General features: G+C 58.4%; 9 protein-coding genes and 1 tRNA gene. 5 read left to right on the forward strand and 5 right to left on the reverse strand.

Going from position 1 to position 14,510, the window contains the following annotated elements; genetic code table 11:
* The first annotated feature begins 120 nt into the window (after positions 1 to 120).
* The 5 genes from hsdR (at position 121) to ACFFUC_RS01475 (ending at position 8,583) form a co-directional block, all read left to right on the forward strand.
* Positions 121 to 3,471, forward strand: a complete 3,351-nt coding sequence (hsdR, locus tag ACFFUC_RS01455; protein ID WP_377682837.1) for a type I restriction-modification system endonuclease — start codon at positions 121 to 123, stop codon at positions 3,469 to 3,471.
* Positions 3,468 to 4,943, forward strand: a complete 1,476-nt coding sequence (locus ACFFUC_RS01460; protein ID WP_377682839.1) for an HsdM family class I SAM-dependent methyltransferase — start codon at positions 3,468 to 3,470, stop codon at positions 4,941 to 4,943. Before hsdR ends, ACFFUC_RS01460 begins: the two co-directional genes overlap by 4 nt.
* Entirely contained in the window at positions 4,940 to 6,211 is a 1,272-nt protein-coding gene (locus tag ACFFUC_RS01465; RefSeq protein ID WP_377682841.1) for a restriction endonuclease subunit S, read from the forward strand. The genes ACFFUC_RS01460 and ACFFUC_RS01465 overlap by 4 nt, the downstream gene beginning before the upstream one ends.
* A complete protein-coding gene (locus ACFFUC_RS01470; protein ID WP_377682842.1) occupies positions 6,208 to 7,263 on the forward strand; it encodes a DUF8606 domain-containing protein in 1,056 nt (351 codons plus the stop codon). Before ACFFUC_RS01465 ends, ACFFUC_RS01470 begins: the two co-directional genes overlap by 4 nt.
* 339 nt (positions 7,264 to 7,602) lie before the next feature.
* The gene (locus ACFFUC_RS01475; RefSeq protein ID WP_377682844.1) at positions 7,603 to 8,583 is read left to right on the forward strand and encodes a hypothetical protein; all 981 of its coding nucleotides are present in this window, start codon (positions 7,603 to 7,605) and stop codon (positions 8,581 to 8,583) included.
* Positions 8,584 to 8,809: 226 nt separating this feature from the next.
* On the opposite strand, the gene ACFFUC_RS01480 is transcribed toward ACFFUC_RS01475, so the two are convergent.
* From ACFFUC_RS01480 to ACFFUC_RS01500, 5 genes are all read right to left on the reverse strand, one after another.
* Positions 8,810 to 9,688 (reverse strand): DUF3037 domain-containing protein, encoded by an 879-nt coding sequence (locus ACFFUC_RS01480; protein ID WP_377682846.1) that lies wholly within the window; start codon positions 9,686 to 9,688, stop codon positions 8,810 to 8,812.
* A complete protein-coding gene (locus ACFFUC_RS01485) occupies positions 9,685 to 10,503 on the reverse strand; it encodes a HipA family kinase (protein ID WP_377682848.1) in 819 nt (272 codons plus the stop codon). Before ACFFUC_RS01485 ends, ACFFUC_RS01480 begins: the two co-directional genes overlap by 4 nt.
* 492 nt (positions 10,504 to 10,995) lie before the next feature.
* Positions 10,996 to 11,072: transfer RNA gene (locus ACFFUC_RS01490), tRNA-Pro, on the reverse strand.
* Between the two features lie 304 nt (positions 11,073 to 11,376).
* Positions 11,377 to 12,000, reverse strand: a complete 624-nt coding sequence (locus ACFFUC_RS01495; protein WP_377682849.1) for a response regulator transcription factor — start codon at positions 11,998 to 12,000, stop codon at positions 11,377 to 11,379.
* Positions 12,001 to 12,105: 105 nt separating this feature from the next.
* Entirely contained in the window at positions 12,106 to 14,424 is a 2,319-nt protein-coding gene (locus tag ACFFUC_RS01500; protein ID WP_377682851.1) for an ATP-binding protein, read from the reverse strand.
* Positions 14,425 to 14,510 lie beyond the last annotated feature (86 nt).

Below are 14,510 nucleotides of genomic sequence, written 5' to 3' on the forward strand. Positions count from 1 at the left end.
CAGTTTGTCGGGAAGAGTTGCTGATATGGCCTGCTTCGGGCTCTTACCGTCATGGCTTCATCAATCGGACTGGATGGATATTCCGTTGCTTTTGCAAGACGATGCTACCAAAACATGGTCATGGGACAGTCGATAAGCAATTTTGATTTTCTGGAGCGCGTGGACGGTGAGCTGGCCAATCTGGGGCGATTGGCCGAGAGCTATTTTCAGGACGACCCAAGCACCAGCCTGATAAAGCTGAGGCAGTTTGCCGAGCGCCTGACGCGTCGTCACGCTGCGCTCGTTGGCGTGGAATTTCAACCTGACGACACGCAATCCGACATTTTGCGGCGCCTGAAGTATGAGCGTGCAGTGCCGGAACGCGTACTCGATGTCCTCCACCATATCCGCAAGCTCGGGAATACGGCGGTTCACGAGAGCGGTGGTGATCATCGTGAGGCGCTTGCCTGCCTCAAGATGTCAGTGCAGTTGGGGGTTTGGCACATTCGGACAAGCACGGCCGATCGGAATTTCTCTGTAGGCTCCTTCATTCCGCCACGGTCGCCGGCGAACCCCACCCAAGAACTGCAAGATGAGCTGTCAAGACTGCGATCGGACAGGGACGCAGCGCTGACAGTTGCGCAGAAGGCAGAGGAAGCGCGACGGCAGGCCATGCGGGATGCCGAGAGCGCGAAAGAGCGCCATCAGCGCGAGGTCGAGGAACGGCAAATCTGGGAAGCATTGGCGCAGGATGCCGATCGCCAGCTTCAGGAGTTCATCACCGAGGCGAAGAAGCAGGTGCCGGCGACCATGGCGCTCTTTGTGCAGGCTGCCAATGATGCCGCAGGTGCGATCGACCTTGATGAGCAAGCGACCCGCGCGCTGATTGATCAACAATTGCGGGACCGTGGCTGGGAGACGGACAGCGTCGATCTGCGCTATGGTAAGGGAACCCGGCCCGTCAAAGGGCGGAACATGGCGATCGCCGAGTGGCCCACAGCGTCAGGCCCGGCCGATTACGCCCTGTTCGTAGGGGAAACCTGCCTCGGAATTGTCGAGGCCAAACGGTACCGCAAGAATGTTTCTGCGGCTGTCGATCAGGCAGAGCGGTATTCAAAGGGTTTTGTCTCGGCCGCAAATGCCGACCAATGGGATGACGGGTTTGTCGTTCCGTTCGTGTTCGCCACCAACGGGCGTCCCTACTTGAAGCAGGTGGAGACCGAAAGCGGCATCTGGTTTCGTGATGCCCGACTTCCCAGTAACTTGCGACGCGCACTGATGGGCTGGTTCCGTCCGGACGAACTGCTGTCAATGCTGGAGGTCGACAAGGAAAAGGCACAGGCCTCTCTGGCCGCGCGCTCTTTCGATTTTGGCTTCCAGCTGCGCCCATATCAGAAGGCTGCAATCGAGGCCGTCGAGAACACGCTTGCGACCGAAAAGCGCGAGATGCTGGTGGCCATGGCGACGGGCACCGGCAAGACCAAGCTCGCCATCGCCATGCTTTATCGACTACTGGCGACCAAGCGGTTCCGCCGCATCTGTTTTGTGGTTGACCGTTCTGCCCTCGGGACGCAAACCACCGACGAATTCATGAGCACGGCCATCGAGGGGCCGAAGACCTTTGGCCAGCTTTTCGGCATCAAGGGGCTCGAGGACATCAAACCCGATCCCGAGACTCGCGTGCATATCTGCACGATTCAAGGACTGGTAAAACGGGTTCTCTACAACAATGATCCTGCCGATGTGCCTCCGATCGGCCAGTATGATCTGATGGTGATCGATGAATGCCACCGCGGCTATCTGCTCGACCGAGAAATGTCGGACGCCGAGCTGAGCTTTCGGGGGCAAGATGACTATATCTCCAAATACCGCCGGGTTCTGGAGTATTTCGACGCGGTCAAGATCGGCTTGACGGCCACGCCCGCGTTGCATACCGCGCAGATTTTTGGTGACCCGATCTATACCTATACCTACCGTGAGGCAGTGGTGGACGGCTGGCTGATTGATCACGAGCCACCGATCCGCTTCCAAACCGCGCTGTCCAAGGCCGGAATCACCTTCGACGTAGGCGATACTGTCGAGGTGTTGGACAGCCATACGGGCGAGGTACAGAATACAGTTGCCCCTGACGAATTGAACTTCAAGGTAGAGGATTTCAATCGAAAGGTGATTACCCAGCCTTTCAACCAGGTCGTCGCCGAAGAGCTGGCAAAGCATATTGACCCGAGTCTCGAAGGCAAGACGCTGGTCTTTGCGGCAACGGATGCCCATGCCGATATCATCGTGAACGAACTGAAGAAGGCGTTTGCCGCGCAATATGGCTCAATCGAGGATGCCGCAATCCGCAAAATTACCGGCAGCGTGGACAAGGTCGGCACACTAATCCGGTCGTTTCGCAACGATGCCTTTCCGCAGATTGCCGTGACAGTTGACCTGCTGACCACGGGCATCGACGTGCCCAAGATCACAAATCTCGTGTTCATTCGCCGCGTGAACAGTCGCATCCTCTACGAACAGATGCTGGGCCGGGCGACGCGCCTCTGCGATGAGATCGGCAAGGAGGTATTCCGGATCTTCGACGCGGTGGATCTTTATGCCACGTTGCAGGACCTGACGCAGATGAAACCTGTCGCCAGCAATCCGAAACTGACCTTCGAACAGCTTTTCGACGAGTTGGCGACCGTAACTGAGGATGACCAGCGCGAACTTGTTCGCGATCAGGCGCTGGCCAAACTGCACCGCAGGCTGCGAAAGTTGCCCAGCAAAGTCGCACAGGCCGTCGAGGATCTGACCGGCGAGACGGTCGAGCACCTCCGCGACCGCCTCAAGCAAGGCTCCCCGGCAGAGGCCGCCGCCCATGTCCGGAAGTTCCCCGAACTTGGCAAGGTTCTCGACTGGAACCCGGATGGCAAAGGGCCGATATGGATTCCGATATCGCATCACGAAGACAGCATGCACGCCGTTACCACGGGCTATGGCGAATACGAGAAGCCCGAAGATTTCCTCGATACCTTCACCTCCTTCGTGAAGAACAACCAGAACCGGATTGCCGCGCTCTCGGTCGTCGTTCAGCGCCCGCGCGATCTGACGCGCGCCGAGTTGCGCAGCTTGCGCCTCGAACTCGACAGGATGGGCTTTTCGGAAACCAGCCTACGCCGGGCTTGGAATGACGCCTCGAATGAGGACATTGCCGCCTCGATCATCGGCTATGTCCGGCAGGCCGCACTTGGCGACCCGCTGATCCCGTTCGAAACCCGCGTCCAGACCGCGACCCGCGCGATCCTTGCCAAGGGCAAATGGACGGAACCGCAAAAGCAGTGGCTGCGCCGGATCGCTGAGCAGATCACGCGGGAAATAGTGCTTGATCGCGACAGCATCGACCAGGGCAACTTCGCCGCCCATGGGGGCTTCAATCGCCTCAACAAGGTCTTTAACGGTCAGTTGGAATCCATCTTGCACGATTTCAACGAAGAACTCTGGAAAGTCGCATGAGCCCGAACACCAATGACATCGTCGCCAAGCTATGGCGCGAGGCCAAGACGCTGCAAGGCGCGGGCATCTCGATCCTGCACTATGTCAACGAACTGACCTACCTTCTCTTCCTCAAGATGCTGGAGGAAACCGGGCAAACCACGCTCATCCCCGCCGCCTATAGCTGGTCCGAGCTGTCAAAGGCCGAGGGTGGCGACCAGCTTCGTTATTACAAGAAGCTGCTGCTTGATCTTGGTGACCCCGAAATTGTCCACAATGTGATGGTTCTGGCGATCTTCACCGATGCCGTCACCCATCTACGTGAACCCAAGGACCTCAAAACGCTGACCACCAATATCGACAAGATCGACTGGTTCAGCGCGCGCGAGGACGGCCTTGGCGACATGTATGAAGGCCTGATGCAAAAGGTCATGTCGGACAGCAAGTCCAAGGCGGGCCAGTATTTCACGCCGCGTGCCCTGATCGACAGCATCATCCGCCTGATCCAGCCACAGCCGGGCGAGATCGTCCAGGACCCTGCCGCCGGCACCGCCGGCTTCCTGATCGCCGCCGACCGCTACATCAAGGACGCGACCGACGACCTGTTCACGCTTTCCGAAGACCAGGGCAACTTTCAGCGTCGGCAGGCTTTCCGGGGGCACGAATGGGTGCCCGACACCCACCGCCTTTGCGTGATGAACATGCTGCTGCACGGCATCGAAAGCCTTGTCGGCTGCGAGGATAGCTGCGCACCTGCGGGTGAGGCCCTTGGCCGAGCTGATGTGATCCTGACAAACCCGCCCTTCAACAAGATGCCATCGAACGTCAACCGTCCGGACTTCACGCTGACAGCGGGTGAGCGGGTCGGCCCGATGCCCTTCCTGGAACACGCGATCCGTATGCTGAAGCCGGGCGGGCGCTGCGCGATCGTCATGCCCGACAACATCCTGTTCGGCGACGGCAGCGGCACCGCGCTGCGCCGCTTCCTGATGGTGAACTGCAACCTGCATACCATCCTGCGCCTGCCGACCGGCATCTTCTATGCTCAGGGTGTCAAGACCAACGTGCTGTTCTTCACCCGTGTCACCGACCGCATCTATCCGCCCGATCACGCGACACAGGCGACCGAGGCGGTTTGGTTCTACGACCTGCGCACCAACATGCCGTCCTTCGGCAAGACCAACGCCCTGACCGCCGCGCATTTCAAGGAGTTCGATGCGCTGTTCGGCCCCGATCCCCTTGGCGGTTCCGCGCGGGAAGAGGGTGGCGAGACCAACCGCTGGCACAAGTTGACGCGCGAGCAGATCGCCGCGCGCGGTGACAACCTTGACTGGACCTGGCTGCGCGATGAAAGCGGTGACCCCGAGGACCAGATGACCGAGCCGGACGAGATCGCCGCCGCGATCATCGGACACCTGCGCGCCGCGCTGGAGGAGATCGAGGGGCTGGCCGAGGAATTGGACGCAGCGCCGATGGTCGAGGCGGCGGAATGACGGGGCTGCCGCAGGGGTGGGTCAGGGCACCACTCATGGATATCATCGAGTTGCACGACGCGCGCAGGATTCCTCTTAATGCAACCGAACGAGCGTCGCGCAAGGGCCCTTACCCTTACTACGGGGCCAATGGACAGGTGGACAGCGTTGATGACTATCTGTTCGACGGTGAATTCGTTCTGTTGGCCGAGGATGGCGGCTTCTTTGACAACCCAGCACGCGGCGTAGCTTATGAGGCAAAAGGTCAGTTCTGGGTGAACAACCACGCCCATATTCTTTCAGGGCGTGGGGATATTGAAACAAGTTTTCTGAAATCGTGGCTGAACAGCCTCGATTGGATGCAGTACGTTTCCGGATCGACCCGCCTGAAGCTTACGCAAGCCGGAATGAGTGGTGCCGAAATCCCCCTTCCGCCACTCCCCGAACAGCGGCGGATCGTGCGCAAGTTCGACACCCTCAGCGCCCGCAGCACCACCGCCCGCACCCACCTTACCGCCATCGAAAAACTGGTGCAGCGGTACAAGCTGGCCGTCCTTTCTCGAACTCTTTTCCGAAATGAAATGCCGGTGAAGCGGCTCAGGGACGTGCTGACGGACATCCGATATGGGACAGCGGCCAAATGTAGTTATGACCCAACCGGCACACCGGTTCTACGCATTCCTAACATTCAGTCACGGAGGATCGATCGGTCTGACCTTAAGACCGCGCATTTCGCTAAGAAAGAAATCGAGCAACTTGCATTGAGGGCTGGCGACATACTGGTAATCCGATCAAACGGCAGTCCTGATCTCGTTGGCCGCGTCGCGCTTGTGACAGAGCACGAGACAGATTGCCTTTTCGCAGGATACCTTATCCGGCTGCGCCTGTCCGCAACCGAGGCGCTGCCCGAGTATGTTCGCCTTTGCTTCGAAAGCGATGAAGTGCGGGCCATCATCGAAGCGGCATCCAAATCGACCAGCGGCGTAAACAACGTTAACTCCACCCAGTTAAAAGAGATCGAGCTTCCACTGCCCGCAGTCGACGAACAACGCGAAATCGTCCACCGAATCGAAACCGCCTTCGCCAAGATCGACCGCCTCGCCGCCGAAGCCGCAAAGGCCCTGAAACTGCTCGGCCACCTCGACCAGCGCATTCTGGCGAAAGCCTTCGCAGGCGAGCTTGTTCCGCAGGACCCCACCGACGAACCCGCCGAAGCCCTCCTCGCCCGCATCCGCGAAGCTCGTGCCGCCACGCCCAAACCCAAACGCGGCAGAAAGGCCCGCACATGACCTCACTGTATCAAATCCGCGATGGGCAATTGCGCCCCGCCATTCGCCGCGCGCTGTCGAAGGAAGAGATGATCGAGGGCTGGGTCGCCGCGAATCCTGGCCTTGTCGGCATCGACGCCATGATCATTGGTCGACAGGTGCCGACCGACCACGGCAAGTTCATCGACCTTCTGGCCATGGACGCTACCGGCGGGCTGGTCATTATCGAGTTGAAGAAAGACCGAACTCCGCGCGAAATCGTCGCGCAGGTGCTTGATTACGCCTCATGGGTCAGAACCCTGACGACGCCCGAAATCTATGACCGGGCCGAGAAATACCTGGGAACACGCCTGGCCACTGCTTTCCTAGACCGTTTTGGCGAGGCGATCCCCGAACGGCTTAACGCCAGTCACTCCATGCTGATCGTCGCCAGCGAACTCGACCCAGCCTCTCGCCGGATCGTTGAGTACCTGTCTGAAGAACATGGCGTCGCGATCAATACCGTCTTCTTCAACGTCTTCGAGGTCGATGGCCAAGAATGGCTGACGACCGACTTTCTGCTGGACCAGGAAGCGGTGGAAGAGCGGTCGGAACGCAAGGTCCGCGCGCCGTGGTCGGGGTATTACTTCGTCAATGCGGGTCTGGGCGAGCATCGTTCCTGGGCAGACATGAAGCGATATGGGTTCATCTCGGCTGGAGGCGGCGAATTCTACTCGAAACGGCTATATCAACTGAGCGTGGGTGATGAGGTTTTCGTCTATGACAAGGGCAACGGCTACATCGGTTATGGTATCGTGACAGCCGAGGCCCGTCCTGCGGCCGAGTTTATGACGCCTGACGGTCCACTCTTCGAGCAACCGCTGTCCGAACCCCGAATGAAGCGCCTTGGCGAACCGCAAGAAAACGCAGAGCACGCCGTCGGCATCGAATGGCGCAAAACGGTTGATCCTGCCCAGGCCAAGCGCTTCAAAGGAGCATTTGCGAACCAGAACATTGTCTGCAAGCTACGGGATGAAGCGACAGTGGATTTCCTAACAGAGCAGTTCGAGGTCATTCGACCAACTATGACGTAAGGGGCGGAAAGCTGCAGTTCGCGGCGCGTGCTAACGCAACTTTTCCACACCACCGAAGCGGACATTCCGCAAGGATCATCCCGTCGAGCCGTGCGTGATCTACACAAAGGGTGCAATGTGGTCTCAGCTGTCGGGGCGTTGACGGTGAGATGCTCCGGCACATAGTGTGTTCGGTTCGCCGGGGGAAATTATGTATTATTATGTCGATGAAAGCGGAAACACAGGGCTGCATCTATTCGACCCTGCCCAACCACTACTCTATTATGGGGTTCTCGGAGCCCGCGCCAATCTGGACGTGATTTCCGCTCCACTATTACGGACGCTTGAAAAGAGCTTGGTGTGAAGCGAATTCACGCCAATGAGCTTGGCGTTGCAAAGTTGACGACAATAGCTGAGCGGATCGAGAAGTTTAGCAAGAAAAACGACCTTCGGTTTTCGATTTTCACGGTCGACAAGAGAGATCATGCGATCATTAGCTATTTCGACCAAGTCTTCGATGCGGGCTTGAATGACGCAGTCGCGTGGAATCATTACTGGACTCCACTGCGTTACCCCTTGCTGTTCAAAGTTGCGCACCTTTTCGATGAGGACATCGCCAAAGCTGCGTGGAAGGCGAGGCTGGAGAAAAACCCTGCACGCTGCGCCAAGATGCTCCAGGATGTCCACGGGCGGCTACTTGCCAACATCGACAGGCTGCCTGATGTCCGTTCTCGGGAACTCATTGATGGTGCTATCCGCTGGGCAGGTGCAAATCCCGACGAGATAAGCTACGGCGTGGGCAACTACGATACCTCGTTGCAGATCTCTCCAAATTTGGTCGGCTTCCAATCGGTGCTTTACGGAATCGGAACGCAGGCAACGGCCATGGGGCAGAAGGTTCATAAAATTACTGTCGACCGTCAGACTGAGTTCAATAAAGCACAAGCCGAGTTGGCAGAAATTTACCAGAAGCTTCGCGGCCATGACTCTTGTCTCGGACCTGGCATGCCCGAGTATGATTATTCGAAGCTCCCGGAAATTCCACCTGAATACAAACCTGGCGATGAAAGTGCTGGGCTCGAGCTTGTCGATATTACGCTTTGGACAGCGAAGAGGATGCGCGAGGGTAAGCCCGTGTCAAATGAGCTGAGAAGCTTATTCCATCGGCAAACGCGGCGCGGTCATACCGATGAGGTATCGCTTGCTGCGCTCGATCGCCGCTGGCGGTTCCTGGCCGACCTGCCGCTGCCAGGACCAGAGAATCCTATATCGCCGGACCTCGAAGCCGCTATAAATAATATGGAGCTCAAGCGCCGAGAGGCGGTAGCGTCCCTCGAATAAAGCGAAACGTGCGATATCTGCTAACTGCGCCTGAAATGGTAGAGACGTTTTCCAGGCTGACCTCCGTGCCCGCCGCAGCATCACGCCAAGCAGCTGCACGGTGGGACGGGACCTAAATGGGCAGTCTTTATCACGCGCAGAAACGGACCTTCGTTCGCAAGATTCTTGGCAGGGAGGATCCTGAGCATGGCTTGGCAATGAAGCGCAAGACTTGCAGTGAGATGGGTCAGTGCCCCTGCATCTGACCTTCAATAATATCGGCAAAGTCGCTCGAATTCTCTTCAGTTACAACGTTTCTGGCCCCGGTGATCTTCTCCAAATATTTCTTCGCCCTATCGAACGAATCTTCAAGATTAGGTTTGCGGGGATGCCCAAGTACAAAATGAGATTGCACGCTGCCTTGGCTGTAGCTCTTCACCGCTTGTGCGTAACCTGCCCACCTAGCAGCCTTTGATCCAATTTGTTCCTCATCTTTAAGGTCAAAGGAAAGGGGCTGAATAACGTGAAGTGCTCCGTTCCTATATCCCGCGTGAAACTTTACAGGACCTAGATCTGTGGTAACGGTCTTGTCCACTTCAATAAATCGATCCAACTTGCGCTCTGATAATTTGGAGCTGAAAGTTGACCAGACTTGGCTATCACTGCGATTCGTATCATTCCTAGGCTTGTCATAAGAAGTGACGAAACGATGGAAAAGCTGATCAAGCTTCTCTGAGGGCGAACTGCAAACTCCAACTCCACCAGCCTCCCATCGGTAGCTAGTATCCATATCGGGAGACAGCAGTTGAGCTATCCGCAATGCGCCATATTCGCTCTGATCGATTGAAGGTAGTGACTTGAGGCTTGGGAGCAGACTTGGCTGCTTGAAATCTGTGCGCAGAAATATCTTAATGCTCCGCGCAATCTGATTAAGGTCTTCTGTGAAAGACGCCTTTTCAATATTTGGGTAGGACTGCAGGATGCGACCGTCCCAGCTTCGAGTTTCAAGCTGAAGAAAGTTAGCTGCTTCGCTATACAGTAGCACGCCGATATTGAGGCGTTCCTTAAGCCACGGGTTATGTTCGTACTGCAGGAGGCAGTAGTCGAACTTGAAATTACGTTTCACAGTAGCACCTCCTTCGCTCGAGTTGAGAATCCATCCGCGTTGTCGCGCGCGTCTAACAGATAGTCCACGATCTTGCACGCGCATTCATCCCCCCACGCAGGAGGCACTATGGTAACATAGTCCTCGATAACGTTGTCTGACAGCCCTGACAGGTTCGTCGTGAAGTCGTCTATCATCTCCTCGGTCACATCTTTAAGGCCACTCAGCAGCACGTGCTGCATGTTTCCGGGGAAGTGGTTGAAGATACCTCCATGCTGCCAGGGGAATGCCCCAGCATTGTAGTCCGAACCACCGTGGCAGCGCTGAAAGCTGTGTCCGAAGTCTATCACCTTGAAATCGTGGCCCAAGGCTAGAAGGTTCGTATTCCCAACGCCCCTGTCCGAGTTCTCAACGATGGTATCGAACAGGTAGAGCTGGGTCGCTTGGCGAAGCTGCCCCCTATGGACGATGTTGGTGGGGGCCCATCTTCTGTTCGCGCTAAAGGCTACTGAGCCGAACGCGATGCCGCCGATTGCGTCGAACGCTGCTCGGAGTGCGTCGCCCTCCTCGTCACGTGGAAGAGCAGCCAGAAAATCTTGATCGACGCACACGAGACAAGGCGTGGCTGCGGGTAGGCCCAGATCTAGTGCGAACTGATTTGCGACCAGTTCGCCCACAAGGTGGTCGAAGACGAGGTCTTCGTGAAAGTCCTTGTATTTGACATAGACCTCCTTCTCGCTTCCGTCTTCGCATTCGCACATGCATTTCATCGGATGCGACCTGCCGGTCTCAGTCCTTCCGAGATATTCCGATGCGCTAACACTTAAGATCGTCAAGCGTAAACCCCATGCTCCTTTGCTCTAACTGTGCGATTAATGGGAGAAATGCTGTTTGAGGCAAGGGCCCATGCACGCTTCTCTAAACTCCGAGGCATATAGGGCCTTGTTGCAACAGTAATGTTATGGATTTTCAGAAGATTCTATAGCTGAGCCGCCTTGTCGCCCAGCTGTTCTGAGACATTCATCTCGGGGTTCCGAGGTAACAGCTCGGTTATATCGCAGCACAAAGCTACGGATGACTTGCTTGGGAAACGCGAGCACCGATGGCCAGCCTGGTGAATGTCCGGAAAGGGGGAGCTGCGCCGCAGCGCGGCCAGCTAGGCGAACGTCGGCTATGGGTCGTGACCGACGATCGGCTCTGGGGTTACACGGCAAAGTTGCATGCAAGCGGGCCGGGCAGGCGAACTCAGCCGCGAAGCTCTTGACCTCACCAGAGGGTCGCCTTTTGACACAAAAGGCAAGACTCTCTGAAACGCCACATCGGGAAATTGGTCGGAGCGAGAGGATTCGAACCTCCGACCCCCTGCTCCCGAAGCAGGTGCGCTACCAGGCTGCGCTACGCTCCGACCGTGAGGGGCAGATACCGCTTGCGAGGGGGGGAATGCAAGGGGGAAAAGTGGTGAAACTTGGTAATCTTCGGGATGATGCGGAAATTCTTTGCAACCCAGGCGCAACCACGACGATGGCCTCCCTTGGCAAGGTGTTCCCGCAAAGGCTGCGGCAGTGTGTGGATCCTGCGTAAGGCGGGGAACCAGAGCCGCCAAGCCTGCGTGCCCCCACGACAACCGCTCGCCGCGTGACCTTGACGCCGCTTCCCTTCCGCCCGCCCGCCGATGCACGCGGCCTGCGGCTGAGTCTCTCCTCCCGCCCTCAGCCGTTGGCGAGAGCGATCAGTTCGGCCAGAGATTTGACCCCGAGCTTTTCGAGGATGCGCGCGCGGTGGTGGTCGACCGTGCGGTGGCTGATCCCCAGAAAGGCCGCGATTTCCTTGCTGGAGCTGGCCGAGGGGGCCGCGATGATGCGGTTGACGATTTCTTGTTCGCGCGCGGTCAGACGGTCGAAACGCGCGCGCTGCTGCTGGGATCGCGCATCGAGCGAATTGCGGGCCCGCGCCATTTCAAAGGCGATCTCGATCCGCTCGATCAGATCGGCCTGGCGGAAGGGCTTTTCGAGAAAGTCGATCGCGCCGCCCTTGATCGCCTGCACCGATTCCCGCACCCCGCCGTGGCCGGTGATGAAGATGATCGGGATCGGAAGGTTCTCGGCGTTGAGATGGCGCTGGAGCTCGAGCCCGTTCATATCCGGCATGCCGTAATCCAGAACCAGACACCCCAGCCTTTCGGCGCTATAGGCCGCGAGGAAGGCGGTAGCGGATTCGTATGCCTCGACGAGATATCCCCTCTTGCTCAATCCGCGGACGAGCGATGTGCGGATATCGGCATCATCATCGACCACGAAAACGGTCAGGGAGGGATCTGTCGGTGAATTGGGCATCAGGCTTGCTTCAACAATTTGGCAGGTCACGGTCACGGGTTGCATCGGTGCGCAGGAACGAAGCTGTCGCAAATAAGTGCGCGAAACGTCATCTTGTTCCCCACCTCATGCAAACTGGTAAACAGGAAGGGTGAACCAAAAGACCGCGCCGCGGCCCTGCGGAGGCTCGTTCCCGAGCTCGCCGCCATTGGCCTCGATGATCGAACGGCAGATCGAAAGGCCGAGACCCATGCCCGCCGGTTTGGTTGTCTCGAATTGCGAAAAGAGGTTGATCGAAGGATCGACGCCCGGGCCGGTATCCTCGACCGAGACGCGCAGCTTGTCGCCCTCGCGACGGACGAGGATGCGGATATCGCGCTCTTCGGCCTCGGCACCGGCAATCGCCTCGATGGCATTGCGCAAGAGATTGACGATGACCTGCGCGATCTGGACGCGGTTGCCCAGAACCTTCGGAATCTCGCCCGCGATCTCGGTTTCGATGGTCACGCGGGCATCGGTCGCCTCGGCCTGCAAGAGCTGGAGGGTCTGCGACAGGAGCACGGGGAAATCAAAGGCGACACGCGCGCCTTCGTCCTTTTTGATAAAGCTGCGCAGGGCGCGGATGATCCCGCCGGCGCGCAGGGATTGCTGCTCGATCTCGGCCAGAATGTCGCGCAATTCGCGGTCGTCCTGGGCGTTCTGGTCCAGCACCAGAAGCGCGGTATCGGCATTCTGGGCAATGGCGGTCAGCGGCTGGTTCAGCTCGTGGGCAAGCCCCGCCGCCATCTGGCCCATCGTATTGCCGCGCGCGAGATGCGAAAGGTCCTTGTTGAGACGCTCGATCTGGCTTTCGCTGCTTTTGCTTTGGGTGATGTCGTCGACCGTCAGCACCGCATGGAGCGGCTTGCCGCGGGAATCGCGGATGACGAAGGCGTTGACGTTGATCCAGAGAATCACCCCGTCCTTGCGCACCAGACGCAGCTCCTGCACGCGCCCGAAATCGCTGGAATCGGGCGCGCTGGTCTTGTGCCACAGCGCCACATCTTCGGGGCAGAGCAGATCCGCAAAGGTCTTGCCCTCGAGATCCGCCGCGTCATAGCCCGCGATCTCGCGGAAACGGGCATTGGCGCGGATGATCAGGCCGGTATCGGCCGAGGTCTGGGCCATGCCGCGCGAGGCCATGTTGAAGGTCTGGCCGTATTCGTGTTCGGCCTCGCGGCGAGCGACGATCTGCTGGACCAGCGCGGCATTGGCCCTTTCGAGCTCTTTATAGGTTTTGGGCAGAGGCTCGTCGGGATCAAGTTCGCCCTGAGAGACCAGCGCGGTCCGCACGGCAAAGGCGCGCACGGGGCGGTAGATGTAATCGGCCAAAGCCAGCCCGACCGCGCCGGTCGCCATTGCCACCAAAGCCGCCAGCCAGATGTTCATGGTGCGGTTGCGCTTGATCACCGCGGTGAAGTCATCCTCGGGGGCGTAGACTGCGATCGTCCAGGGCAACTGCTCGCTGATGACCGGCATCACGGTCGAGACATAGCGCGAACCGGCATGGATGAAGTCCGAAGGGGTTTCCTTGGTGATCCGCTCTTTGCCCTCGTAGCCGAGCTCGCCAAAGGCCACGCGCGCGATCGGATCGTCGATCTCGCGGATATTGGCAAAGCGCAAGGTGCCGTCGTCGCTTTGGGTCTTGATCAGCGCGGCATTGGGGTGCGCGATCACGTCGCCGTTGCTGTGGATGATCAGCGCCTTGCCGTTCGCCCCGATATTGAGGCGCGACAGGAAATCCGAGATCATGCTGATCTCGATATCCACCCCGACCGCGCCGCGAAAGCCGTCGGCGCCGCTGGCGACAGGCGCCGAAAGCGTGATTCCCGGCTGCTTCGAGGAGTAGAAGATATAGGGGTCGGTCCAGATCGTCGTCAGCTCGGCCTTGGCCTTGAGATACCACGGCCGGTTGCGCGGATCGTAGCTGTCGGCGGGATCGAAGACATGTTTGGCGACCGAGAAATCGTCGTTGCGCCAGATCAGCTCGGTGGTGCGGCCCAGACCGTCGTTGGTGATGATCTTGGTGCGGAACTTCGCGATGCCGTCGATGTTGCGCATCACCATGACGAAATTGCCGGCCTCGTTGCCGTAATAGACGCCGGCGAATTGCGGCGTGATCTGGAGCTGCTGGAACAGAAGCTTTTCAAGCAGCTGTGAATCGTCGCTCGAGATGACCTCGTTCTGCGCGAGCCGCGCCGCCAGCTCCGCCGCGCCCTGCGCGGGGCTCAGGAAGCCTTTGGAATGCTCGATCGTATTGATGCCGACATCGCGCAAAAGGTCGCGCGCATGTTCGATCAAGGCACGTTCGGAGGTGACATAGGACGAGAACACGACCGCCAGAACCGCAACGAATTGCAGTCCGGCAAGGCCGAAGGCCAGGAGTACGCCGAGCGACTTCTTCATCCTGTTCGTTCTCCGGTTGCGACACACGGCATGCGCCGGCGCAACGATACGACATCATTCTTAAGGGGCAGTTGATTGCGACGCCT

Origin of the sequence: Paracoccus cavernae (genome assembly GCF_042430175.1) — a bacterium.
GTDB lineage: Bacteria > Pseudomonadota > Alphaproteobacteria > Rhodobacterales > Rhodobacteraceae > Paracoccus > Paracoccus cavernae.

What these genes read in the sequence shown, in the direction of transcription:
- hsdR (WP_377682837.1), top strand. Translation starts at nt 121, where the DNA reads ATGGGACAGTCGATAAGCAATTTTGATTTTCTGGAGCGCGTGGACGGT.
- ACFFUC_RS01460 (WP_377682839.1), top strand. Translation starts at nt 3,468, where the DNA reads ATGAGCCCGAACACCAATGACATCGTCGCCAAGCTATGGCGCGAGGCC.
- ACFFUC_RS01465 (WP_377682841.1), top strand. Translation starts at nt 4,940, where the DNA reads ATGACGGGGCTGCCGCAGGGGTGGGTCAGGGCACCACTCATGGATATC.
- ACFFUC_RS01470 (WP_377682842.1), top strand. Translation starts at nt 6,208, where the DNA reads ATGACCTCACTGTATCAAATCCGCGATGGGCAATTGCGCCCCGCCATT.
- ACFFUC_RS01495 (WP_377682849.1), bottom strand. Translation starts at nt 12,000, where the DNA reads ATGCCCAATTCACCGACAGATCCCTCCCTGACCGTTTTCGTGGTCGAT.
- ACFFUC_RS01500 (WP_377682851.1), bottom strand. Translation starts at nt 14,424, where the DNA reads ATGAAGAAGTCGCTCGGCGTACTCCTGGCCTTCGGCCTTGCCGGACTG.